1 protein-coding gene is annotated in these 1,458 nt (G+C 42.5%); it reads left to right on the top strand.

Annotated features, from left to right (window positions below):
* The first annotated feature begins 147 nt into the window (after positions 1 to 147).
* The gene (locus COV52_01335) at positions 148 to 1,332 is read left to right on the top strand and encodes an ISL3 family transposase (GenBank protein PIR11942.1); all 1,185 of its coding nucleotides are present in this window, start codon (positions 148 to 150) and stop codon (positions 1,330 to 1,332) included.
* Positions 1,333 to 1,458 lie beyond the last annotated feature (126 nt).

Raw genomic sequence — 1,458 nt, 5'->3', positions numbered from 1 at the left:
TACTCTTCCAAGAAAGTGTCTGGGCTTTAGAACCCCTCAAGAGGTTGTTCTAGGCCGTTATCCAAAACCTTGTCGCACTAAGAATTAGAATCGCCATAGATTGAGATAATCTACTTCCTTGATATTACTAGTAAAAAGGAGGTTAAAGTGCCCAGAAGCAATAGTATCCTAAATTTGCCGGGATTTACAGTTCAAAAAATAAGCGGTTATAGTCCGGTGGTATTTGAGTTAAGTTATCGCCGTAAGGCAAGCTGTGTTCACTGTTCCAGTCGCAACCTTCGGAAAAAAGACACGTTTGTTCGCAAGGTCTGGCATGAGCTGATGGGTGTGAGGCGTAGCCTACTTCAGATTAAAGCGTATAAGTTTCACTGCCGCTCGTGCGGGCGATATTTTAATCAACAGTTTCCCGGTATTATAAAGTATCAGCGCGCGACAGAACGTTTAAAAAAACAACTGTGTGAACAACATTCACAGGGTATTTCTCAGAAAGATTTATCGAGACGATTCAAGTTAGGCAAAGCGACGATAGAGCGTTGGTACCATCAGTGGTATTGGCGAGCGAACCAAGAGATCCTAGATCGTGATTGTCCGCGCGTGCTAGGCATTGATGAGCACTCATTTAGTCGTAAGCGCGCCAAAAAACAATTTGCGACGACATTATGTGATCTGAGAAAACACCGTGTGTTTGATGTTGTCAGTGGGCGTTCTGGGGCTGACCTGGGTGACTACTTGTGTCATTTAAAGGGAAAAGAAAGGGTTAAAGTCATTTGTATGGATTTAAGCAGCAGTTATAAATCGATTGCTCAACAGCATTTTCCTAATGCCATGATCGTTGCTGATCGCTTTCATGTGATACGACAGCTTAATCAACAGTGCCTTCAAGTTTACCAGAAAATTGATCCGGGCTTGAAATATCATCGTGGTTTATTGTCAGCATTAAGAACCAATCCCGAAAACTTAACACCTAAAAAATTAAAAAAGCGAAATGATTATTTTTTAAAGCAACCGGCTGTTGAGGCGGTTTATTGGTTTAAGCAACGCCTACATCAACTGTTGATGTATAAGCATCGTACCGCTAAGCAGTGCCGTCGCTTGATTCCTCTCTTTTTGGATTACATCCAACAGTTGAAAGCGTCACCGTTTAAGGCGCTGAGAACGCTTGGAAAAACCTTATATCAATGGCGTGAGGAGATCGTCAGAATGTGGCGATTCACCAAATCCAATGGCATCACCGAAGGCTTCCATCGCAAGATGAAGCTCATCCAGCGAAGAGCCTATGGCTTTCGAAATTTTGACAATTACAGATTAAGAGTTAGAGTGTTATGTTCATGAGGAAAGTGCCCCCATATTTGGGAAAGACCCAAACGGAACAGCGGTAAGTATTCGCTAAACCCGTTGTATTAAAAGCAAGTGGTATAAAAGTCCTTGCGTCCTTGCAAAAAAGTCGATAGTTTTCAG

Source organism: Gammaproteobacteria bacterium CG11_big_fil_rev_8_21_14_0_20_46_22 (assembly GCA_002796245.1).
GTDB lineage: Bacteria > Pseudomonadota > Gammaproteobacteria > UBA12402 > UBA12402 > 1-14-0-20-46-22.
The sequence above is the reverse complement of the archived record's forward strand: the minus strand, read 5'-3'. Positions and strand labels throughout refer to the sequence as shown.